At 68.8% G+C, this 17,690-nt stretch carries 17 protein-coding genes and 2 pseudogenes; 16 read left to right on the plus strand and 3 right to left on the minus strand.

The features are described from left to right. Positions 1-18 precede the first annotated feature (18 nt). From Y694_RS00560 to Y694_RS00605, 10 genes and pseudogenes are all read left to right on the plus strand, one after another. A complete protein-coding gene (locus Y694_RS00560; RefSeq protein WP_036228832.1) occupies positions 19-3,153 on the plus strand; it encodes an efflux RND transporter permease subunit in 3,135 nt (1,044 codons plus the stop codon). 10 nt (positions 3,154-3,163) lie between these two features. Next, on the plus strand, positions 3,164-4,606 hold the full coding sequence (locus Y694_RS00565) for an efflux transporter outer membrane subunit (RefSeq protein WP_036228834.1): 1,443 nt from the start codon (positions 3,164-3,166) through the stop codon (positions 4,604-4,606). A 100-nt stretch (positions 4,607-4,706) separates the two neighbouring features. Next, positions 4,707-5,138, plus strand: coding sequence for a hypothetical protein (locus tag Y694_RS00570; protein WP_036228837.1), 432 nt, complete (start codon positions 4,707-4,709; stop codon positions 5,136-5,138). A gap of 146 nt (positions 5,139-5,284) precedes the next feature. Then, a complete protein-coding gene (locus Y694_RS00575) occupies positions 5,285-5,632 on the plus strand; it encodes a hypothetical protein (RefSeq protein WP_036228838.1) in 348 nt (115 codons plus the stop codon). An 11-nt stretch (positions 5,633-5,643) separates the two neighbouring features. Next, on the plus strand, positions 5,644-7,086 hold the full coding sequence (locus Y694_RS00580) for a TolC family protein (RefSeq protein ID WP_051495437.1): 1,443 nt from the start codon (positions 5,644-5,646) through the stop codon (positions 7,084-7,086). Between the two features lie 17 nt (positions 7,087-7,103). Further along, positions 7,104-8,526 (plus strand): annotated as a pseudogene (locus Y694_RS00585) (multicopper oxidase family protein). Between the two features lie 24 nt (positions 8,527-8,550). Beyond that, positions 8,551-9,096 carry a cupredoxin domain-containing protein gene (locus Y694_RS00590; protein ID WP_051495439.1) on the plus strand — a complete coding sequence of 182 codons (546 nt, stop codon included), beginning with the start codon at positions 8,551-8,553 and terminating at the stop codon, positions 9,094-9,096. Beyond that, entirely contained in the window at positions 9,093-9,587 is a 495-nt protein-coding gene (locus Y694_RS00595; protein ID WP_036228842.1) for a DUF411 domain-containing protein, read from the plus strand. The genes Y694_RS00590 and Y694_RS00595 overlap by 4 nt, the downstream gene beginning before the upstream one ends. Then, positions 9,584-9,955, plus strand: a complete 372-nt coding sequence (locus Y694_RS00600) for a copper-binding protein (protein WP_051495442.1) — start codon at positions 9,584-9,586, stop codon at positions 9,953-9,955. Before Y694_RS00595 ends, Y694_RS00600 begins: the two co-directional genes overlap by 4 nt. 86 nt (positions 9,956-10,041) lie before the next feature. Then, complete coding sequence (locus Y694_RS00605) at positions 10,042-10,428, plus strand: hypothetical protein (protein WP_036228848.1); 387 nt, start codon at positions 10,042-10,044, stop codon at positions 10,426-10,428. A gap of 36 nt (positions 10,429-10,464) precedes the next feature. Here the strand turns inward: Y694_RS00605 and cueR are convergent. Together cueR and Y694_RS00615 are read right to left on the minus strand one after the other, a co-directional pair. After that, a pseudogene (cueR, locus tag Y694_RS00610) lies at positions 10,465-10,937 on the minus strand (Cu(I)-responsive transcriptional regulator). A 2-nt stretch (positions 10,938-10,939) separates the two neighbouring features. After that, positions 10,940-13,390, minus strand: coding sequence for a heavy metal translocating P-type ATPase (locus Y694_RS00615; RefSeq protein ID WP_036228957.1), 2,451 nt, complete (start codon positions 13,388-13,390; stop codon positions 10,940-10,942). A 199-nt stretch (positions 13,391-13,589) separates the two neighbouring features. Here Y694_RS00615 and Y694_RS26960 point away from each other — a divergent pair, with 199 nt between their 5' ends. The 5 genes from Y694_RS26960 to Y694_RS00630 all read left to right on the plus strand — a co-directional run bounded on the left by Y694_RS26960 (position 13,590) and on the right by Y694_RS00630 (position 15,431). Then, positions 13,590-13,826 (plus strand): heavy-metal-associated domain-containing protein, encoded by a 237-nt coding sequence (locus Y694_RS26960; protein ID WP_409072455.1) that lies wholly within the window; start codon positions 13,590-13,592, stop codon positions 13,824-13,826. A gap of 57 nt (positions 13,827-13,883) precedes the next feature. Then, the gene (locus Y694_RS00620; RefSeq protein ID WP_231497443.1) at positions 13,884-14,318 is read left to right on the plus strand and encodes a c-type cytochrome; all 435 of its coding nucleotides are present in this window, start codon (positions 13,884-13,886) and stop codon (positions 14,316-14,318) included. A 54-nt stretch (positions 14,319-14,372) separates the two neighbouring features. Next, positions 14,373-14,816 (plus strand): hypothetical protein, encoded by a 444-nt coding sequence (locus tag Y694_RS00625; RefSeq protein WP_036228958.1) that lies wholly within the window; start codon positions 14,373-14,375, stop codon positions 14,814-14,816. Between the two features lie 212 nt (positions 14,817-15,028). Further along, positions 15,029-15,193 (plus strand): hypothetical protein, encoded by a 165-nt coding sequence (locus tag Y694_RS23965; RefSeq protein ID WP_155935767.1) that lies wholly within the window; start codon positions 15,029-15,031, stop codon positions 15,191-15,193. Continuing rightward, entirely contained in the window at positions 15,165-15,431 is a 267-nt protein-coding gene (locus Y694_RS00630; protein ID WP_152543435.1) for a DUF305 domain-containing protein, read from the plus strand. The genes Y694_RS23965 and Y694_RS00630 overlap by 29 nt, the downstream gene beginning before the upstream one ends. 88 nt (positions 15,432-15,519) lie before the next feature. On the opposite strand, the gene Y694_RS00635 is transcribed toward Y694_RS00630, so the two are convergent. Beyond that, entirely contained in the window at positions 15,520-16,536 is a 1,017-nt protein-coding gene (locus tag Y694_RS00635; RefSeq protein ID WP_036228853.1) for an NAD(P)-dependent alcohol dehydrogenase, read from the minus strand. A gap of 120 nt (positions 16,537-16,656) precedes the next feature. Between Y694_RS00635 and Y694_RS00640 the strand changes: the two genes are divergently transcribed. Continuing rightward, complete coding sequence (locus tag Y694_RS00640; protein ID WP_051495445.1) at positions 16,657-17,610, plus strand: LysR family transcriptional regulator; 954 nt, start codon at positions 16,657-16,659, stop codon at positions 17,608-17,610. Positions 17,611-17,690: the final 80 nt, after the last annotated feature.

Genomic DNA, 17,690 nt, shown 5'->3' on the forward strand with positions numbered 1-17,690 from the left:
CATCGGGAGTCAATCACCATGAACCGTCTTGCCAGACTCTTCGTCGACCGCCCGATCGTCGCGATCGTGCTGTCCCTCGTGCTGCTGCTTGCCGGCCTGCTTTCGATGGGCAGGCTGCCGCTGACCGAGTACCCCAACGTCATGCCCACCACCGTGCAGGTGCGTGCCGCGTACCCGGGCGCGAACCCGCAGGTGATCGCCGACACGGTGGCCACGCCGCTCGAGACCGAGCTCACCGGCCTGCCGGGCCTGCAGTACATGAGCTCGAACTCCAGTGGCGACGGCCGCTACCTGCTGACGCTGACCTTCGCCGCCAGCGTGGACCCGGCGCGCGCCGAGACCGACACGCAGAACCGCGTCGCCCGCGCGCTGCCGCGCCTGCCGGCCGAGGTGCAGAAGCTCGGCGTCGTCAGCGAGAGCGTCGCGCCCGACATGCTGATGGTCGTGCACCTGACGTCGCCGCAGGGCCGTTACGACCTGCTGCACCTGTCGAATTTCGCCCAGCTGCAGGTGCGCGACGCTCTGTTGCGCGTGCCCGGCGTCAGCAAGGTGGTGGTCTGGGGCGCGGGCGACTACAGCCTGCGCGTCTGGCTCGACCCCGACCGCATGGCCGCGCGCGGCCTGGTCGCCGGCGACGTGGTCGACGCGATCCGCGCGCAGAACCTGCAGGTGGCCGCGGGCTCGGTGGGCCAGCAGCCCGACGCGCGCAGCGCGCATCAGCTGCCGATCACGGTGGCCGGGCGCCTGAGTTCGCCCGAGGCCTTCGGCGACATCGTGCTGAAGAGCGGCCCCACCGGCGAGCAGCTGCGGCTGAAGGACGTAGCGCGTGTGGAGCTCGGTGCGAGTTCGTATTCGCTGCGCAGCCTGCTCGACGGAAAGCCGGCTGTCGGCATCCAGATCGTGCAGGACCCGGCCGCCAGCGCCGTCGAGGTGGCTGCCGCCGTGCGGGCCGAGATGACGAAGCTGCAGCAGGGCTTCCCGCAGGACATTGCGCACCGCATCGCCTACGACCCCACGTTGTTCGTCAAGGCGTCGATCCGCAACGTCATCCAGACCTTGGCCGAGGCGATGGTGCTGGTCGTGCTGGTCGTGCTGCTGTTCCTGCAGAACTGGCGCGCGTCGCTGATCCCGATCGCGGCCGTGCCGGTGTCGCTGGTAGGCACGCTGGCGGTGATGCACGCCGCCGGCTTCACGCTGAACACGCTGAGTCTGTTCGGGCTGGTGCTGTCGATCGGCATCGTCGTCGACGACGCGATCGTCGTCGTCGAGAACGTCGAGCGGCACCTCGCCCGCGGGCTGAAGCCCCGCGAAGCGGCACTCGCCGCGATGAAGGAGGTCACCGGGCCGATCCTGGTGATCACGGCCGTGCTGGCCGCCGTCTTCATCCCCACGGCATTCATGGGCGGCCTGTCGGGCCAGTTCTACCGGCAGTTCGCGCTGACGATCGCGATCTCCACGGTGCTGTCGGCGATCAACTCGCTGACCCTGTCGCCGGCTTTGTCGGCGATGTGGCTGAAGCCACATGCTGGCGGTCACGACGGGCGCCTGGCGCGCTTCTTCGGCGGCTTCAACCGCGCCTTCGAGCGCGCTTCGGAGCGCTACGCCGGGCTGACGCGGGCCGGCGTGAAGCGCGGCCTGCGCCTGTTGGTCGTCTACGCCGTGCTGGTGGCCGGCGCGGTGTGGAGCTTCAAGAGCGTGCCGTCGGGCTTCGTTCCGGCCCAGGACAAGTACTACCTCGTCGGCATCGTGCAGCTGCCGCCCGGCGCGTCGCTGGACCGCACCGAGGCGGTCACGAAGCAGGTCACCAAGATCGCGCTAGCTCAGCCGGGAGTCGAGAGCGTGGTGGCCTTCCCGGGTATCTCGATCAACGGCTTCGTCAACAGCCCGAACGCCGCCGTGATCTTCACGATGCTCGATCCGTTCGAGCAGCGCAAGGACGCGAGTCTGGCCGCCGGTGCCATCGCCGGTGCGCTGAACGGCCGCTTCCAGGGTATCGACGAAAGCTTCATCGCGATGTTCCCGCCGCCGCCGGTGCCCGGACTCGGCCAGGCTGGCGGCTTCAAGTTGCAGATCCAGGACCGCAGGCAACAGGGCCACGAGGCGCTGAACGCGGCGCTGGGTGCCGTGATGGCCGAGGCCGGCAAGGAGCCGCGCCTGGTGGGTCTGTTCAGCGGCTACCAAACGGGCGTGCCGCAGCTCGCGCTGAACGTCGACCGCGAGAAGGCGCTGGCCATGGGCGTGCCGCTGGAGGCCATCTACCAGTCGCTGCAGGTCTACCTGGGCTCGCTCTACGTCAACGACTTCAACTTCCTTGGCCGCGCCTGGCAGGTCAACGTGCAGGCAGACGCGCCGTTCCGCGCCGACGCCACCGCGCTGGACCGGCTGTGGACGCGCAATGCGCAGGGGCAGATGGTGCCGCTGGCCGCGCTGGTGACGAGCCAGCCGGCGACCGGCCCCGACCCGGTGGGCCGCTACAACGGCTACGCGTCGGCCGACCTGTCGGGCATGCCGGCGCCGGGCGTGAGTTCGGGTGAGGCCGTGGCGGCGATGGAGCAGATCCTGGCCCGTGCGCTGCCGGACGGCTTCACCTACGAGTGGACCGACCTGACCTACCAGCAGATTCAGGAAGGGTCGAGCGGCCTGTGGGTGTTCCCGCTGGCCGTGGGACTGGCCTTCCTGATCCTGGCCGCGGCCTACGGCAGCTGGAGCCTGCCGCTGGCCGTGCTGGCCATCGTGCCGACGGTGATCCTGGGCGCGCTGGTTGGCGTGTGGCTGAGCGGGGGCGACAACAACCTGTTCACGCAGATCGGCCTGGTGGTGCTGGTGGGTCTGGCGACGAAGAACGCGATCCTGATCGTCGAGTTCGCTCGCCGGCGCCAGCAGGAAGGAACGTCGGCGGTCGACGCCGTGGTCGAGGCGGCGCGGCTGCGCCTGCGGCCGATCCTGATGACCTCGCTGGCCTTCGTGATGGGCGTGCTTCCCCTCGTCTTCGCCAGCGGGGCCGGCGCCGAGATGCGCCAGGCCGTCGGCGTGGCGGTCTTCGCCGGGATGCTGGCGGTCACCGTCGCCGGACTGGTCTTCACCCCGATGTTCTACGTGCTGCTCCAGCGGCGCCGCGCCCGGCGCGCGGCCGCGCTGGCCGTAGCGCAATGAGGAGATTCACATGATCAAGACAAGCTTGACCACGATCGCACTGGCCGTCCTGCTGGCGGCCTGCGGTACCGCAGCGCCGCTGGCCGTGCCGGCGCCGGAGCTGCCGGGGGCTTTTGCGCAAGGGCAGGGCATCGAAGTCGGCCGCGTGGCCCAGCCCGACTGGTGGAGCGTGTTCGCGGACCCGGCGCTCGATGCGCTCGTCCAGCGCGGCCTCGAGGCCAACCTGGACCTCCGGCAGGCCGCCGAGCGGGTGCAGCGCTCGCGCGCCCTGGCCGCAGGTGCACACGCCGATCGCGGACCGGGCGGCGGCGTGGCCGCCGGCGCGCGGGCTCAACAACTCGGCCGCTTCGAGGCGCCCGGGGCGACGCGTGACGAGCGCCGCAGCGACAGCGTGTCCGCTGCGACCAGCCTGTCCTGGGAAGTCGACCTGTTCGGCCGACTGCGCAGCGCGGCGCAGGCGGCCGATGCGCGCGCCCGGGCTGTCGAGGCCGATGCCGCCGCGATGCGGCTGGCCGTCGCTGCCGAGATCGCGCAGGCCTGGTTCAGCCTGAACGGCACGCGGGCGCAGATGCAGTTGGCGAGCAAGGTGGCGGATAACCGCCGCTCGACACTGGACCTCGTGCTGCGACGGGTCGCGGCCGGCTACGCGTCGCCGCTCGACGAGGCACGGGCGCGCGCCGAGCTCGCCGCGGCCGAGTCGGATCGGCCCGCCCTCGATGCAGCGCTGGCGGTGTCCAGCCATCGCTTGGCGGTGCTGCTCGGCGCGTCGCCCTCGGGCTACGAGGCGCCCTCAGCGGCACATCGGTCGCCGATGCCGGTGGCGCTTCGCCTGCCCGATCCTGCGCAGTGGGCGGCACAGCGCCCGGACCTGCAGGCCGCCGAGGCCCGTCTGCAGGCCTTGTCCCTGGACGTGGAGGCGGTGCGTGCCGAGTTCCTGCCGCGGCTGTCCATCTCCGGCGTGCTCGGCGTCGTAGCCGGCTCGGTCTCCGGGTTGGGTGCGGCCGGTGCCGCGTCGTGGTTCGTGGCGCCAAGCGTGTCCGTGCCGGTGTTCGACCACGCCCGTATCGACGCCCGGCTGCAGGCGACCCGGGCCGGTGAGCGCGAAGCCCTGCTGGCCTACCGGCAGCGTGTGCTGCTGGCAACAGAAGAGGTGGAGAGCACACTGGCCCAGGTGCGGCAGGGACAGCTGCGTCTGGCCTCCCTGCAGGAGCAGGCCCGGCAGGCCGTGGTCGCCGAGCAACTCGCGCGCAAGCGCTTCGAGGCCGGCGGCACCGACCTGCTGGAATTGCTTGACGCGCAGCGTTCCGCACAGCAGGCCGAGATCGGCTTGTCGGTGGCCCTGACAGGCCAGCAGCAGCAGGTGGTGGGCCTGCAGCGCGCGCTGGGCGCGCGCTTCTTGCCGGTGGATGGGGATGCGAAGCTAGCCTTCGGAAGCCGATCCTCGCCGAACTGAGGACGGCTGAGCCGTTGCCGTGCATTGACAAGCGGAACGTGGCCGACGGATTAACCCAGCTCACAACACCCCGTCCAAGGGGACGAAGTAGACTCTGCGCATGAATGTGTTCGCCCGAACGCTGCTGGTCTGGCTGGTTGTCCTTGCGCTTCCGCTGCAAGGGGCGGCGGCCGCCACCATGGCGTTCTGCGGCGCGGCCCACCACGGCGGCGGGACTGCGCTGGGTGCGGTGGGCCACCCGGCCTCTGGGCACTCGCATCACGGTGCTGCTGGCTCCGAACACCACGCCGATGACGACGTGTCGGCCAATGTCGTCTCCGACGACGCATCGTCCGCGTTGAAGGCTAGCCAGCCGGCCGATCAGACGTGCAGCGTCTGCGCTTCGTGCTGTTCGCTGGGTGCCATCCTGGCGACCGTGCCGGTGGTTCCTGCCGCCGATTCAGAGCCGACGGTGTTCACCACAGTCGTGCCCACCGTCGACGCGTTCGCCGCCGACGGCCCCGACCGCCCCCCTCGAATCGTTCTCGCGTAACTGGCCTGGGGCAGCCGCGCGCGCAGTGACGCGCGCCCGCTCGCCAGGTTCCGTTTCGTTCCCGCCGCTTCCGCGGCAGGGACGCCTGCAGACGTTCACGCGAGGATTCCATGGTCCCCACTCCATTGCACCGGTGCAGGCCGTGCGTGCTGCCGAGCCTGCTGCTCACGATGCTGCTTGCCGCGCAGGCACAGGCCCAGTCCCCCACCACACCTCGGCCCGATCCGCTGGATCCGAAGGCTCAGGTCCCGGCACTGCGCTACGAGTCGTCGTTCGAGCAGTTCCGACGCGCCGGCGACGACAAGCCCTTGGCCTGGCGCGAGGCCAATGACGCCGTGGCCCGCATCGGCGGCTGGCGGGTCTACGCGCGCGAGGCGCAACAACCCGATCCCGCCGCAGCGAACAAGCCGGCGGCACCTGCGCAGGCTCCAGCTCCATTGCCGGCGCCTGCGGCCCCGTCAACGCCGATGGGTCCTTCCGGCCACAAGCACTGAGAGGTCGCACGATGAGCCATGACATCCAAGATCTAGCCCCCTCAAGGCGCGGCGCTCGCGGCCTCCGGGTGCTGGCGCTTGTCACCAGCGCGGTGATGTTGGGAGGCTGCGCGAGCTTCAGCGCCGATGGTGGGTTCGGCGCGGTCGAGCGGACCACCAAGGAACGGACCGGCAAGGATCTGCAGTGGGCGCGCAGCGACGCCGAGCTGGACACCATCCACAAGCGCGTGGCAGAACTGCTGGCCAAGCCGCTCACGGTGGACGATGCCGTGCAGATCGCGCTGCTCAACAACCGCGGGCTGCAGGCCGACTTCTCGGAACTCGGCATCACCGAAGCGGAAGTCGTACAGGCCGGACGCCTGCCGAACCCGGGCTTCAGCTTCGGGCGCATGAGCCAGGGCGACGAGCGCGAGATCGAGCGCGGCCTGCACTTCAACCTGGCGCGCCTGGTCGCAATGCCGCTGGTCGGACGGATGGAGGCACGCCGTTTCGAGCAGGTGAAGGCTCGTGTGGCGATGAGCGTGCTGTCGCTGGCCGCCGACACGCGCAAGGCCTACTTCACCGCGCTTGCAGCGGAAGAGACCGTTCGCTACATGCGGCAGGTCAAGGAGGCGGCCGACGCCAGCGCCGAACTGGCCCGGCGGATGGAGCAGGTCGGCAACTTCAACAAGCTGCAGCGTGCCCGGGAGCAGTCGTTCTACGCCAACGCGGTGCTGCAGCTTGCGCGGGCAGAGCAGGCCCAGCGCTCGACGCGCGAGAGGCTGGTGCGCCTGCTCGGCGTCTGGGGTCCGCAGACTCAGTTCACCCTGCCCGAGCGCCTGCCGGACCTACCTGCATCGCCCAAGGAACTGCCCGACATCGAGCAGGTGGCGATGGCGCAGCGGCTGGACGTGCAGAGCGCCAAGCTGGCGGCGGAGCAGACCGCCAGCAACCTGGGCCTGACGCGGACCACCCGCTTCGTCAACGTGCTGGAACTCGGCCTGGTGCGCAACAGCTCTAACGAGGCGCCCACGCAGCGCGGCTGGGAGATCGGCTTCGAGCTCCCGCTCTTCGACTGGGGTGGCGCGCGCGTCGCACGCGCCGAGGCGGTGTACATGCAGACGCTGCATCGCGCTGCCGAGACCGCGATCAACGCGCGCTCCGAGGTGCGCGAGGCCTACACCGGCTACCGCACGGCCTACGACATCGCACGTCACCACCGTGACGAAATCGTGCCGCTGAATCAGCGCATCGCCGAGGAGAACGTGCTTCGCTACAACGGCATGTTGATCGGCGTGTTCGAACTGCTTGCCGATGCGCGCACGCAGATCGCCAGCGTCAACGCCGCCATCGAAGCGCTGCGCGATTTCTGGATCGCGCAGGCAGACCTCGACATGGCCCTCATCGGCAAGCCCAGCCTCGCGGCTGCTGCCGGCCCCGCGATGGCGGCCGAAGCCGCCGGGGCAGGCCACTGAACATGAAGGACTCTCACATGCTCTCTCGACGCAAGATGCTCGGCGGCGCCGGCGCCATCACCGCGGCCGCGGCCGCCGCCGCCGTCAGCAAGGTGGCGATGGCGGCGCTGCCCGAGCCCGTCATCCAGACCAAGCCCGATACCATGCCGCCGCTGGTGCCGAACACAGGGCGCCCCTACAACCCCGTCGTCACGCTCAACGGCTGGACGCTGCCCTGGCGCATGAACCAGGGCGTGAAGGAGTTCCACCTCGTCGCCGAGCCGGTGGTGCGCGAGATGGCGCCCGGCTTCAAGGCGCACCTGTGGGGCTACAACGGGCAGAGCCCCGGGCCGACGATCGAGGTGGTGGAAGGCGACCGTGTTCGCATCTTCGTCACGAACAAGCTTGGCGAGCTGACCAGCATCCACTGGCACGGTCAGCGCCTGCCCAACGGCATGGATGGAGTGACTGGGCTGAACCAGCCCGGCATTCCGCCCGGGAAGACCTACGTCTACGAGTTCGTGGCGCGCCGCCCCGGCACCTTCATGTACCACCCGCACGCCGACGAGATGGTGCAGATGGCGATGGGATGATGGGCTTCTGGATCACCCACCCGAAGAACAAGCACCCGCTGATCGACGAGGTCGACCGCGACTTCTGCTTCCTGCTGAACGCCTACGACATCGAGCCGGGCAGCGCCACGCCGAAGATCATGACCATGCTCGACTTCAACCTGTGGAGTTGGAACAGCCGCATTTTCCCGGGCATCGACCCGCTGGTGGTGCGCCACATGGACAAGGTGCGCATCCGCGTCGGCAACCTGACGATGACCAACCACCCGATCCACCTGCACGGTCACGAGTTCCTGATCACGGGCACCGATGGCGGCCCGACACCCAAGAGCACACGCCAGTACGAGGTGACGGCCGACATCGCGGTGGGCAGATGCGGCAGTTGGACTTCCTGGCCGACGAGGAAGGCGACTGGGCCTTCCACTGCCACAAGAGCCACCACACGATGAACGCGATGGGCCACAACGTGCCGACCATGATCGGCGTGGACCACCGCGGCGTGGCCAAGCAGATCACGAAGCTGATCCCCGACTACATGGTCATGGGCGAGCGCGGCATGAAGGACATGACCGAGATGGAGATGCCGCTGCCCGACAACACGGCCGCCATGATGACCGGCACCGGCCCGTTCGGTGCTGTCGGCATGGGCGGCATGTTCAGCGTTGTGAAGGTGCGCAAGGGCCAGAAGCGAGGCGACTACACCGACCCGGGCTGGTACCAGCACCCGCCGGGGACCGTGGCCTATGAGTTCACGGGCGCGCTGCCCGACCCGGCGCGCTTCAAGGCCGACGCCAGCCCGGGGGCCGGCTCCATGCCGTCGATGGCCAAGCCCGCCCAGGACATCGAGGTCAAGGTGCGCAAGCCTGCAGGCGGCCACTCGGGCCACTGACCATCACCGACCCAGGAGAACTGCATGAACGAAGCAACGACGACCAAGGGTGGCCGCCGCGCCGCCATCACGCGCCTCGCGGCCACCGCCGCGGCTTTGGCGGTACCGCTGCTGGCCTCCCGCGCGCAGGCCCACACCGACAAGCCGCACGCTCCCAAGTCAGGCCCGGTGGTCAAGGAACAGAAGGACTGGGGCATTGCCGGCGACGCCAAACGCGCCAAGCGCAGCATTGCGGTGGGCATGGGCGACAACATGCGCTTCACGCCCCAGCGCATCGAGGTGCGGCAGGGCGAGACCGTCAAGTTCGTCGTCCGCAACGACGGCACGCAGTTGCACGAGTTCGTCATCGGCACCAAGGCCGAGAACGCCAAGCATGCCGAGATGATGGTGAAGTTCCCGAACATGGAACACGACGAGCCGTACATGGCGCATGTGCCACCCGGCAAGTCCGGCGAGATCGTCTGGACCTTCAACCGCGCCGGCGAGTTCGAGTTCGCCTGCCTGATCGCCGGTCACTACCAGGGCGGGATGGTGGGCACGATCGTCGTTGCACCGGCGCGCAAGGCATGAAGCGCCGTCGCGCAATCGCGTCCCTGCTCGGCGCTGGCGGACTGCTGGCGATCCCGGCGGTGCTGCAAGCACAGGGCCAGGCGCAAGCTCAGGCCGTGTGGGTCGAGGTCTGGAAGAGTCCGACCTGCGGCTGCTGCAAGGACTGGATCACGCACCTCGAGGCCAGCGGCTTCCGCGTCAAGGTCAACGACACAGGCAACACCGCGGCCCGTGCGCGGTTGAACGTGCCCATGAAGCTCGGCTCGTGCCACACGGCGCTGGTGGGCCGGTACGCCATCGAGGGGCACGTACCAGCAGCCGACATCCGCCGGCTGCTGAAGGAGCGGCCCGAGGCGATCGGCCTGGCCGTACCGGGCATGCCGGTCGGCTCCCCGGGCATGGACGGCCCCGCTTTCGACAACTTGCAGGACCCCTACGACGTGCTGCTCATCGCCAAGGATGGCAGCACGCAGATGTTCAACAGCTACTTCAAACAAAAGGAACGTTCATGAAGCTCCAAGCAACTCTCCGGCGCACCCCCGGCCTCGTATTGCTCCTCTCCGCCGCTGCCCTGGCGCCGGCCTGGGCTACCAGCCACCAGGGTGGTCACAGTGCGCATGGCGATCATGGCAAGCCGACCGCGCAGGCAGCCGTCGGCGACATGACGGACGGCGAAGTGCGCAAGGTCGACAAGGAGGGCGGCAAGCTGACCCTCAAGCACGCCGACATCAAGAGCCTGGACATGCCGGCGATGACGATGGTGTTCGCCGTCAAGGACAAGGCGATGCTCGACAAGCTGAAGGCCGGCGACAAGATCAGGTTCAAGGCCATCAACGATGCGGGCAAGTACACCGTCACAGAGATGCAGATGGCACAGTAGCCCGTGGTGGGCCCGCCCGCGATGGACCGGGCCCCCATCTCTGCGACCCTTGGACGGTCGGTTTGACAGGCCTTAGACCCCAAGACATGAACATCAAGAACATCCGAACCTGCGGCATGCTGGCCGCGGTGGCACTGTGCGGCGCGGCCTCTGCTTCCAACCACATCGTTGACATCACGTGGTCGCCCGACGGCCGCTTTGCGCACAAGGCGCAGGTGGCCGCGGGCAAGTTCGTCGAGGTCTGCGGCAAGCTGGCGTCGGGGGACGGCGTGCGCTGGAGCTTCACGGCCGCGGCACCTGTCGACTTCAACATCCACTACCACGTCGGCAAGGATGCCGTGTTCCCGGCCAAGCAGTCGCAGGTCGCCATTGGCCGCGACACGCTGAACGTCACGGTGACACAGGACTACTGCTGGATGTGGACGAACAAGGGCAGTGCACCGGTGAACCTGACGGTCGAACTGGCGCGCTGATTGCAGCCGCGCTCACCAGGCCGGCCGCGGTGCCCGTCAGCTGGCCCGGCGACGCGCCCGCCCTGGTTGCAGTCCCGCCGTCTTGCCGGACGCGTGGCGCGGCGCGGCCGTCGGGGCGCCTGCTTCGTGGGCGAGCGTGTCGATGATGGGGCAGTCGGGCCGGTCGTCCCCGTGGCAGCAGTGCACGAGGTGCTCGAGCGTGGCTTCATCGCGTGCAGTTCCTTGAGCTTCTCATCGAGTTCCTGGATGTGCGCCTGCGCCAGGGCGCGCACCTGTCGGCTCGGGCGCTTGCGGTCTTGCCACAGACCGAGCAGTTCGCGAATCTGCTCGATGGAGAAGCCCAGGTCGCGCGACTGGCGGACAAAGCGCAGCGTGCTGACGTCCTTGGCGGTGTACTGCCGGTAGCCCGACTCGGTGCGCAGGGCCTCGGGGAAGAGGCCGACGCTTTCGTAGTGGCGGATCATCTTCGCCGACACGCCGGAAGCTTTCGCGGCTTCGCCGATGTTCATGCTCATCGTTGTTCTCCGAAGGCTGCCACTGGTGAGGGCCGAACTGTCGGCTTTGTTGCACGTCCGTCGGCCACGCCGCGCCAGCGGCGCAGCGTCAGGGCGTTCAGCACCACGCTGACGCTGCTGAAGGCCATCGCGGCACCGGCGATGACCGGGTTCAGCAGTCCGAAAGCCGCCAGCGGAATGCCCAGCACGTTGTAGCCGAAAGCCCAGAAGAGGCCTTGCTTGATCTTCGAGTAGGTGCGGCGCGAGATGTCCAGCGAGTCGGCCACCAGCTGCGGGTCGCCGCGCATCAGCGTGATGCCGGCGGTCTCGGTCGCCACGTCGGCGCCTCCCGCCATCGCGTACGACACGGAGGCAGCGGCCAGCGCCGGGCCGTCATTGAGGCCGTCGCCGACGAAGGCGACGATCTCGCCGGCATCGCGCAGTTCCTTCACGATGGCCGCCTTGTCGCCCGGCAGGATCTCGGCACGAACATCGTCGATGCCCAGTTCCTTCGCGACGGCCTCGGCCGCGCCGCGGTTGTCGCCGGTCAGCATCACGGTGCGGATGCCGAGCTGGTGCAGCCTGGACACGGCTTCCGTCGCCGCAAGCTTGACCGTGTCGCCGAAGGCCAGCAGGCCCAGCAGACGCTGCTGGCCGGCATCGGACCGCACCAGCCACGACACGGTCCTGCCTTGTCGTTCGAGGCGCTGCGCTTCGCCGTGCAAGGGTCCTTCCTCGAGGCCGAGCTCGCGCAGCAGGCGCGTGCTTCCCAGGGCCAGCGTCTGACCGCGCACGACGCCCTGCACGCCGCGCCCCGGCAAGGCCTGGCTGTCGTGCGCCTCGGGCACGGGCAGTCGCTCGTGGCGAATCTGGCCCAGCACGGCGACGGCCAGCGGGTGGCTGCTCGTCTTCTGCAGCGCTGCAGCCAGGCGCAGCACCTCGTCCCGGGCCATGCCCTCCGCCGCCACGACGGCGGCCAGCGACGGCTTGCCCTCGGTGAGCGTGCCGGTCTTGTCGAACGCGACGACGGTCACCGCGTGCGCCACTTCCAGCGCCTCGGCGTCCTTGATCAGGATGCCGTGGCGCGCGGCCACCCCCGTGCCGGCCATGATGGCCGTGGGCGTGGCCAGGCCGAGCGCACAGGGACAGGCGATGACCAGCACGGCCACGGCGTTGATGAGCGCCTGTTCCCAGTCACCGGTGAAGCCGACCCAGCCCAGGAAGGTCAGTAGCGCGATGCCCAGCACCACGGGCACGAAGACCGCGCTGACGCGGTCGACGATGCGCTGGATCGGTGCCTTCGCGGCCTGGGCCGATTCGACCATGCGGATGATGCGGGCCAGCGTCGTCTCGGCGCCGATGGCCGTGGTGCGGACGGTGAGGGCGCCTTCGGCATTGATGGCACCGCCGGTCACCTTGTCGCCCACGCCCTTGGCCACCGGCAGGCTCTCGCCGGTGATCAGCGACTCGTCGATGTGGCTGCGGCCTTCGACGATGTCGCCGTCGACCGCCACGCGGTCACCGGGGCGAACGACGACGAGATCGCCGACGACGACGTGCTCCACCGGGAGGTCCACCTCGCGGTCGCCGCGGCGCACGCGCGCGGTGGTCGGGCGTAGAGCGTTCAGCGCGCGGATCGCGTCGGCGGTCTGGCGCTTGGCGCGCTGTTCGAGCCACTTGCCCAGCAGCACCAGCGTGATGACGGCCGCCGACGCCTCGAAGTACAGGTGGGGCATGCCATGCGCGGCATGCTCGAAGAGCAGGTAGACCGACAGCCCATAGGCCGCCGAGGTGCCCAGCGCCACCAGCAGGTCCATGTTGCCGGTCTTGGCGAGCGCAGCCTTCCAGCCGGCGCGGTAGAAGCGCCCGCCGAGCCAGAACTGCACCGGCGTCGCCAAGGCCAGCTGCACCCAGCCGTCCAGCATCCATTCGATGCCGAATAACTGAAGCAGCATCGGCAGCACCAGCGGGAGCGTCAGCGCACCGCTCAAGGCGACCGGCCACCACGCCGGCAGACGTGCTGCCGGTTGGGGCTTCGTTTCCTGAAGATCCTTGGCGGAGTAGCCGGCCTTCTCGATGGCGGCCTTCAGCGCGGTGACCGGCACCGTCGACAGCGCCCGGATGCTGGCCTTCTCGGTGGCGAGGTTGACCATGGCGCCTTCGACCCCGGGCACCTTGAGCAGGGCCTTCTCGACGCGGGCGACGCACGAGGCGCATGTCATGCCCTCGACCTGCAGCGTGGTCTCGGTCGTCGCGACCTCGTAGCCGGCCTTGCGCACGGCAGCGGTCAGCGTGTCCGCGGTCACCCCGGAATCGGCACTTACCGAGGCCTGTTCCGTCGCCAGATTGACGCTGGCCTGCTGAACGCCGGGCACCGCCTTGAGTGACTTCTCGACGCGCATGACGCAGGAGGCGCAGGTCATGCCAGTGACCTGCAGCTTGATCTCGGAGAATGCGGCGGTGCTCATGGTGATCTCGGGCGGTTGTTCGATGGTGCGCATCGTCAAGGTTCTGACGATGGCAAGGTCAACCGCCGTCGAGCAATTCTGCCCACCGTGATTGTGGATTCACGGAGAGATTCGCTTGACCTTCCCACACTGGGAAGGCCGAGAGTCGGGCGGTCAACCACCCTCGGAGAGAGCCATGATTGCCTTCCAAGTCAACGACATGACCTGTGGCCACTGCGTCAGCACCATCACCAAGGCGCTGAAGGCACGGACAAGGATGCCAAGGTCCAGATCGACCTGGCGACGCACCGGGTGCAGGTGGAGCCGGTCTCGGCCGATGCCGCGAAGCTCGAGGAAGCCATCAAGGACGCCGGCTACACGCCCGTACCCGTTGCAGCGGTGGGCCTTTAGGCTTCGGAGCCCGCACGTGGATCGTGTTGCCGGCATTGGGACCTGAGCGATGCCCGTGAGGCGGAAGTACAGGACAGTGGCGCTCGGCGTCGGCGCTGTTGCCGTGACGGTCATCGTCGCCTATGTCCTCTGGGGCGCCGGCGGACCTGCGGAGCCGGTCTATCGCCTGCGTCCCGACGACATCCGGCTCACGGCGATGGGGCAGCGCGTCTACTCGGCGCAGTGCGCGGCCTGCCACGGCGCGAGGCTGGAAGGGCAGGCGAACTGGCGCGAGCGCGGGCTGGACGGCAAGCTGCCGGCTCCACCCCACGACGCGAGCGGGCACACCTGGCATCACGACGACGAACTGCTGTTCCGCATCACCAAGCATGGCGTGGCCAAGGCCGCGAACCTGAAGGACTACGCCTCGGCGATGCCGGCCTACGATGGCGTGCTCAGTGACGAGGAGATCGTCGCCGCGCTCTCGTGGATCAAGTCGCAGTGGCCCGCGCAGATTCGCTCGCGTCACGACGACCTCAACCGCGCGAACGGTCGTTGAGCCGTGTGGCGCCTTGACTTCCTTCGCCGGGCGATCCGCCGGACCGTCGACGCGGTGACCGAGGCCCCGGAGTTCAACGTGGTCCTCTTTGCGCTGCCGCTCAACTTCGCGTGGGAGATCCTGCAGGCGCCCTTGTATGCAGGCATGGCGGACACGCCGCACGCGCTGGTGACGAGGGCGTGCCTGCAGGCCACGTTCGGCGACGCAGTGATCATGCTGCTGGCCCACGGCACCGTCGCCGCCATCGCACGCAGCCGCCGCTGGATCGTTGCGCCACGCGGATGGCAACTGGCCTTGTTCGTATCGATCGGCGTTTCGATCACCGCAGCCATCGAGTGGCTGGCGACGCGCGGGTACTGGAGCGCGCAGTGGACCTACCTGCCGACGATGCCGCTGGTGCCCGGTGCAGGCATCGGCCTGGCGCCGCTGCTGCAGTGGGTCGTGTTGCCGCTGCTGACCGTGTGGCTCGTGCGGCGGCAACTGGCCCGGCGTCCGTAAGCCCTTCCCAGGCACCGACCGCTTCACGCAGGCGGTCGTGATGCATCTCATCGGTGGGTACGCTGGCGCACAGCCGGCGCCGGCCGAAGCCGTGATGCTCGGAAGTTGAAAAGCTGTGGCCTTTCAGGAATGCGATATGCCTGTCGGCTGTCAGGGGTCCGCCTGCCTTGCCATGGCGCACCGACCATTCGACATCACTCCAGGAGGCATCGATGAACTTCAAGACCTTTAGCCCCTTCAAGTCCGTGTGCCTGGTGCCGCTGACAGCACTCTGGCTCGCATCCACGCCGGCGCAAGCCCAGACGGCGCCTGCGATGGCCCCCGTCCGCCAGCGCACCCATGGCACCGATGCACAAGGGCACCGCCGGACCGCATGACATGAAGGCGTCCATGATGATGGGCATGGACGGGATGCAGAAGATGCCGATGTCAGGCGACACCGACAAGGACTTCGCGATGATGATGAAGCTGCACCATCAGCAGGCTCTGAATATGGCCGAGCTGGAACTGGCGAATGGCAAGTCCGCAGAGATGAAGGCCATGGCCAGACAGATCATCGCGGCGCAGAAGAAGGAGATCGCGCAGTTCGACAAGTGGCTCGCCAAGCAGAAGTGAGGCGTGACGGTGGATGGTCCTGGATGGATCGCGGGCGGCACCTTGCACGGCATGGATGGAGTGCCTCTCGCCCCGGACTGCGACGCGCTCAGGCCTCGGGCGCGATGTCGATGACGACCTTGCCGACATGCCGTGCCGCGGCCAGGTACTCGTAGGCTGCTGCGGCCTGGTCGAAGCCGAAACGGCGATCGATCAGGGGACGAATGCCCGAGCGCTCGACGAAGCGGACCAGCTCCTCGGCCATCGTGCGGCTGCCGACCAGGATGCCGCGCAGGCGCAGGGCGCCATCGATGAGGGCGTCGGCATCGAGTGCGCCGCCCCAGCCGGAGGTGCCGCCCACCACGGCGAGCGTGCCTTCCGGACGCAACGCGGCCATGGATTGTCCCAGCGTGTCGCGCCCCGACGTCTCGAGCACCAGGTCCACGCCCCGCCCGCCGGTCAGTTCCCGGACTCGGGCGGCCCACTGGGGCTGCGCGCGGTAGTTGATCGTGTCGTCGGCGCCCAGGCGGCGGGCGATGTCCAGCTTGTGGTTTTCGGACGACGTGATCAGCACCCGCAGGCCGGCCGCCTTGGCCAGCTGCAGGGCCCAGATCGATACCCCGCCGGTGCCGAGCAGCAGCACCGTGCTGCCCGGCTTGAGCGCACCGGCGACGAACAGGGCGTTCCAGGCGACGACGCCCGCACAGGACAGGGTGCTGGCTTCGGCGAAGCTGAGTGACGCCGGCACTGCCACTAAAGCGTGCGCGGGCAGCACCACGTTTTCTGCCAGCATGCCCGGCCCGCGCGCGCCGAGCGAACCGGCGGTCTTGTCGGGGGTGACGGCGCCGTCGATCCAGTTCGGGAAGAAGCTTCCCATGACCCGGTCGCCTGCCCGCCATTGCGAGACGGCCGCGCCGACTTCCAGCACCACGCCCGCACCGTCGGAACAAGGCGTGATGGCGGGCGAGCCTTCGGTACCACCCCGCGCGATCTCGAGGTCGCGGTAGTTCAGCGACACGGCATGCATGCCGATGCGAACCTCGTGCGGCTGAAGCGGCAGCGCTGGAATCTCGACACGTTCCAGGCCCTTGATGCCTTGTCCCCGATGAAGTCGATAGGCGTGCATGGCGTTCTTTCGAAGTGGAAGGGGAACTGCCGACGGCGTTCCGATCGATCAAAGTCTATGAGGACAGGAGTTCCTCTTTGAGGTATGTTGGGAGCCAGTGTGTAGAGCCGGAGGCGCCAATTGAGTGCTCTCGAAACGGAAGAACGTCTCAAGGGCATCGCGACCTTCGTGCAGGCCGTCGAGGCCGGCAGCTTTGCGCTGGCGGCGGCCCGGCTGCGGCAGACGCGATCGGCCGTGGGCAAGAGCATCGCGCGGTTGGAGCAGCGCCTGGGCACGCGCCTCTTCAACCGCACCACCCGTCGCCAGAGCCTGACCGAGAACGGGCAGGCCTTCTTCGAGCGCTGCAAGCGGGCGCTGGCCGAGATCGAGGCCGCCGAGGCCGCGCTCGATGCCTCGGGCCGCGACCTGATCGGTCGGCTGCGCGTCAGCGCGCCGCTGCTGCTCGGGCGCGAGATGGTGGCCCCGCTGTTGTCGCGGCTGGTGGCACTGCATCCGCGGCTGGAACTCGAGGTGGCGCTGTCCGACCGCGTGGTCGATCTGCTGGAGGAAGGCTTCGACCTCGGCGTGCGCCTCGGCACGCTGCGCGACAGCGCCACGCTGGCGGCGCGGCGCCTGGGCAGCTTCGACTTCGTGATCTGTGCGGCACCCGCCTACCTGGGCCGCCGAGGCGTTCCGGTGAGCGCCGACGACTTCCGGCATCACACCGCCATCGTCTACGCCAGCAGCGGGCCCGAAGCGCCCTGGCTGGCCGCCGACGCCGACGGCCGCGAGCAGGAACTCCTGGTGCAGCGCCGCCTGCGCTTCGACGACGTCCAGGCGATCGCCGATGCGGCACTTGCTGGCGCCGGCCTGGCGCGGCTGCCGCGCTGGCTGGCTGCGCCCCACGTCGCGGTGGGTAACCTGAAGTTCATTGGCGACGGGCGCCACGCCCACGCCGTGGCGGTGCACGCCGTGTGGCCGCAGACCCGGCATCTGCCGATGAAAACGCGCGCCGCCATCGACCTGCTCGCCAGCGAGATTCCCGGCATGCTGTCCGACGGCCCCCGCTTCAAAGCCATCGGCGAGATCGCTTGATTGGTGCCTCGGCGGCGCCTGAGTTGTTCTTCAATGAACCCAATGAGGACTTCGCGTCCGCCTAGAGTGGCTTAGCCATC

The organism is Methylibium sp. T29-B, from assembly GCF_000576225.1.
Taxonomy (GTDB): Bacteria; Pseudomonadota; Gammaproteobacteria; order Burkholderiales; family Burkholderiaceae_C; genus Methylibium; species Methylibium petroleiphilum.

What these genes read in the sequence shown, in the direction of transcription:
- Y694_RS23965 (WP_155935767.1), top strand. Translation starts at nt 15,029, where the DNA reads ATGAACTTCAAGACCTTTAGCCCCTTCAAGTCCGTGTGCCTGGTGCCG.
- Y694_RS26960 (WP_409072455.1), top strand. Translation starts at nt 13,590, where the DNA reads ATGACCTGTGGCCACTGCGTCAGCACCATCACCAAGGCGCTGAAGGCA.
- Y694_RS00565 (WP_036228834.1), top strand. Translation starts at nt 3,164, where the DNA reads ATGATCAAGACAAGCTTGACCACGATCGCACTGGCCGTCCTGCTGGCG.
- Y694_RS00605 (WP_036228848.1), top strand. Translation starts at nt 10,042, where the DNA reads ATGAACATCAAGAACATCCGAACCTGCGGCATGCTGGCCGCGGTGGCA.
- Y694_RS00580 (WP_051495437.1), top strand. Translation starts at nt 5,644, where the DNA reads ATGAGCCATGACATCCAAGATCTAGCCCCCTCAAGGCGCGGCGCTCGC.
- Y694_RS00600 (WP_051495442.1), top strand. Translation starts at nt 9,584, where the DNA reads ATGAAGCTCCAAGCAACTCTCCGGCGCACCCCCGGCCTCGTATTGCTC.
- Y694_RS00595 (WP_036228842.1), top strand. Translation starts at nt 9,093, where the DNA reads ATGAAGCGCCGTCGCGCAATCGCGTCCCTGCTCGGCGCTGGCGGACTG.
- Y694_RS00630 (WP_152543435.1), top strand. Translation starts at nt 15,165, where the DNA reads ATGCACAAGGGCACCGCCGGACCGCATGACATGAAGGCGTCCATGATG.
- Y694_RS00590 (WP_051495439.1), top strand. Translation starts at nt 8,551, where the DNA reads ATGAACGAAGCAACGACGACCAAGGGTGGCCGCCGCGCCGCCATCACG.
- Y694_RS00635 (WP_036228853.1), bottom strand. Translation starts at nt 16,536, where the DNA reads ATGCACGCCTATCGACTTCATCGGGGACAAGGCATCAAGGGCCTGGAA.
- Y694_RS00615 (WP_036228957.1), bottom strand. Translation starts at nt 13,390, where the DNA reads ATGAGCACCGCCGCATTCTCCGAGATCAAGCTGCAGGTCACTGGCATG.
- Y694_RS00560 (WP_036228832.1), top strand. Translation starts at nt 19, where the DNA reads ATGAACCGTCTTGCCAGACTCTTCGTCGACCGCCCGATCGTCGCGATC.
- Y694_RS00570 (WP_036228837.1), top strand. Translation starts at nt 4,707, where the DNA reads ATGAATGTGTTCGCCCGAACGCTGCTGGTCTGGCTGGTTGTCCTTGCG.